3 protein-coding genes are annotated in these 2923 nt (G+C 46.0%); all 3 read left to right on the top strand.

What is annotated here, in order from left to right; all coding sequences use genetic code 11:
* Window positions 1–468 precede the first annotated feature (468 nt).
* Genes B157_RS0111330 through B157_RS0111320 form a run of 3 tightly spaced genes read left to right on the top strand, consistent with a single transcriptional unit; the run spans window position 469 to window position 2385 of the window.
* Complete coding sequence (locus B157_RS0111330) at window positions 469–1404, top strand: ring-cleaving dioxygenase (RefSeq protein WP_020603444.1); 936 nt, start codon at window positions 469–471, stop codon at window positions 1402–1404.
* 12 nt (window positions 1405–1416) lie between these two features.
* Window positions 1417–1719 (top strand): GNAT family N-acetyltransferase, encoded by a 303-nt coding sequence (locus tag B157_RS0111325; RefSeq protein WP_020603443.1) that lies wholly within the window; start codon window positions 1417–1419, stop codon window positions 1717–1719.
* 42 nt (window positions 1720–1761) lie between these two features.
* Complete coding sequence (locus tag B157_RS0111320; protein ID WP_020603442.1) at window positions 1762–2385, top strand: alpha/beta hydrolase; 624 nt, start codon at window positions 1762–1764, stop codon at window positions 2383–2385.
* The last annotated feature ends 538 nt before the right edge of the window (window positions 2386–2923 follow it).

Raw genomic sequence — 2923 nt, 5'->3', positions numbered from 1 at the left:
TCGAAAGTCCGGTACGTCGGCAAAGAAAGTAGTCCAATCCATGCCACAAAGATCGGTACGGCACGGAAAAGCTCCATTTTAATGCGTTTAACCTGTAGTTCCAACGACTTGGAGCTAATTGGATAAAACTACTGCTTATTGGAGATAAAATACAACTGAAAATAAGACTCCCTGAAATATAAATAGCTCACGTTGAATAACTTAGTTTTATGTTTATGTTATTTCTTGTCCTGGCATCCTATTTGAAGCCCTTGGTACAAACAGGTCGGAGTGAACGGTTTTTCTGATTGAATTTTTCGCAACCACACTATTAGTGAGTCTCGGGGTGAACGTGGTCGTTCTACAGAGTACATTGAGTTTACATTAATTCGGCGGTGAATCTGACACTCTGGTTATACTTCGGAAAGAAACGGCCCTGTTACTCGGCAACCTGAATAGCCAGATGCCAATATCAACTGAACTGTAACGATGGAAAATCACATTTTAGGGTTTCATCACGTTACGGCCATCGCTAACAATGCTCAGCGCAATTTCGATTTTTATACCCATGTGCTGGGGCTGCGGCTGGTAAAAAAAACCGTCAATTTTGACGATCCTAGCACCTACCACCTTTATTATGGCAATGAAGAAGGTACGCCCGGCACCATCCTTACCTTCTTTCCCTGGGAAGGTATCGGACCAGGTAAAAACGGGGTTGGCATGGCTACTGAAATTGGGTACTCCGTTCCCAGGGATAGTCTGGATAACTGGGCTGGTCGGCTTCGCGAGTTCGGAGTGTCTATAGACGAACCGGCCGAAAGGTTTGGCGAACGCTGCCTGCCATTTGTCGACCCGGATGGTCTGTCACTCTCATTCGTCGTTTCTAAAACCACCGACGACCGGCCAGCTTGGGAAACGGCGGATGTAAAGCAGGACATAGCAACCCGGGGTCTTCGTAGTGTTACGCTCACTTTGCAAAAGATAGACAGAACGGCTAAAGTACTAACCGATATTTTCGGTTATAGTCTACTGGCGCAGGAAGGAAACCGCTATCGATTCATGACCGATGCCATACCGAACGCGTCGATTGTCGACCTACTCGAAGAACCGAAAGGGCAATTGGGCCGAAATGCTGCCGGAACGAATCACCACATTGCCTTCCGGGTGGCGAACGAAGCCGTCCAAATGGAATACCACGAAACGATTTTACGTAAAGGATTTCAGATAACCCCAAAAATAAACCGCGACTATTTCTTTTCTCTTTACTTCCGCGAACCGGGTGGCGTCTTGTTTGAGATTGCTACCGATAATCCTGGCTTTACGGTCGATGAGCCGTTAGAGAAACTGGGCGAGAGTCTCAGGCTACCTGGGCAGCACGAAGCCTTGCGAACAAACTTAGAAAGTACCTTACCAGCCCTGAAATAAATTTCCCGATGCATGATAGTCAGTATAAAATTGAAACTTAATGAAAAGCAGAAAGGTGCCTTTTTTATTTATGAGGCAGGGGCTAAAATCGGGGAAATGATCATTGATATCGCAAAAAATATCCTGACAGTTTACCATACTGGAGTGATTCCGGAGGCTGAGGGGAAAGGGTATGCCAAACAACTATTTCAAACAATGGTCGCTTACGTGCGGGAGCATAAGCTGACAGTGCGTCCGCTTTGTCCTTATGTGTTGGCTCAGTTTAGACAAGATCCCGATCAGTATCTGGATGTATGGGAGCAGACAGGACACTAAAACTTGGCTGTTTGCCGTTTGAACACGTTAATTTCATAACTGATGAACCAGAAAGCAATTCTCACGGCTGGGCAACCCTTGGAGAATGCCCCCAGGACCCTGATTTTACTGCATGGCAGAGGGGGGAGGGCCAGTGATATTCTGTCAATAGCCAGCCATCTGACCGTTTCTAATTTCGCTATATTGGCACCTCAGGCTCCAGACAACAGTTGGTACCCAGCGTCCTTCCTGGCTCCGCCAGCACAAAATGAGCCTTGGCTTTCCTCTTCGCTGAGTATGCTGGCTGATTTAGTCGAATCGCTTGAGAGACAAGGCATACCGCCCGAACGCCTGTATTTTCTTGGGTTTTCTCAGGGGGCCTGTCTCACGTTGGAATTTGTTACCCGACAGGCAACCCGGTATGGGGGCGTAGTTGCCTTTACCGGTGGACTGATTGGGGATAAAATCTACCTCGAAAAGTACAGCGGTACGTTTTTAGAAACGCCCATTTTTATTGGCACCGGCGATCCTGACTTCCACGTTCCGGTTGAGCGGGTGCATGAATCAACTGCATTGTTAAAGAGCATGGGGGCCGATATAACCGAGAAAGTTTATGTGAATATGGGCCACACCATTAGTCAGAATGAAATTAACGAAGCGAATTCGCTAATTTTTAGACAGTTATGAAGCAGTAGAGTGGATGTAAATACCTGAGACCAGATGGTTTGACATTCAAGAGATTATTGGCGTACAGTACTGTTCGGGCAAAAAATAGCTCTGTAACCCTCGTCAGGCTTCTGGTATAGGTTGCATCGTGTTTTCTGTACGGTTTAAATCCGTACAGGCTGCCCTCCTACTCAACCGGCCATTTTCGGGCAATAATTGGGTAGAGAATGCGATTTAATTCTGCTTGAATACTTAATAGCCATCGGTGCCTGGGTCTTTTTTTATAAACACGTTCCTGAAACAAAAGGGAAAAGTCTCGAACAAATTGAAGGCTATTTTCGGCACTAGGCAGACCAATAAAACCAGTACTATAAACAAGGTTATAGTCGGGTATATTTCAATTTGTCGCTTGGAAGGATAGGCATTTTTCGGCTCCTTTTGACTGATGCCTATTAAGTAATCGTGCTAAGTACAGGACAAAAGTGGTACAAGGTGGCCAACAGGTTGGCCTTTAAGGATTCTATCGCGCAGTTCATCTAAACCGTGACGGAATAAACTA

The organism is Spirosoma spitsbergense DSM 19989 (assembly GCF_000374085.1).
GTDB lineage: Bacteria > Bacteroidota > Bacteroidia > Cytophagales > Spirosomataceae > Spirosoma > Spirosoma spitsbergense.
Note: the sequence above shows the minus strand (reverse complement) of the source record. Positions and strands in the feature narration are given on the sequence as shown.

Excerpts from the sequence above, each read along its gene's own strand:
- B157_RS0111330 (WP_020603444.1), top strand. The coding sequence starts at position 469 with ATGGAAAATCACATTTTAGGGTTTCATCACGTTACGGCCATCGCTAAC.
- B157_RS0111325 (WP_020603443.1), top strand. The coding sequence starts at position 1,417 with ATGATAGTCAGTATAAAATTGAAACTTAATGAAAAGCAGAAAGGTGCC.
- B157_RS0111320 (WP_020603442.1), top strand. The coding sequence starts at position 1,762 with ATGAACCAGAAAGCAATTCTCACGGCTGGGCAACCCTTGGAGAATGCC.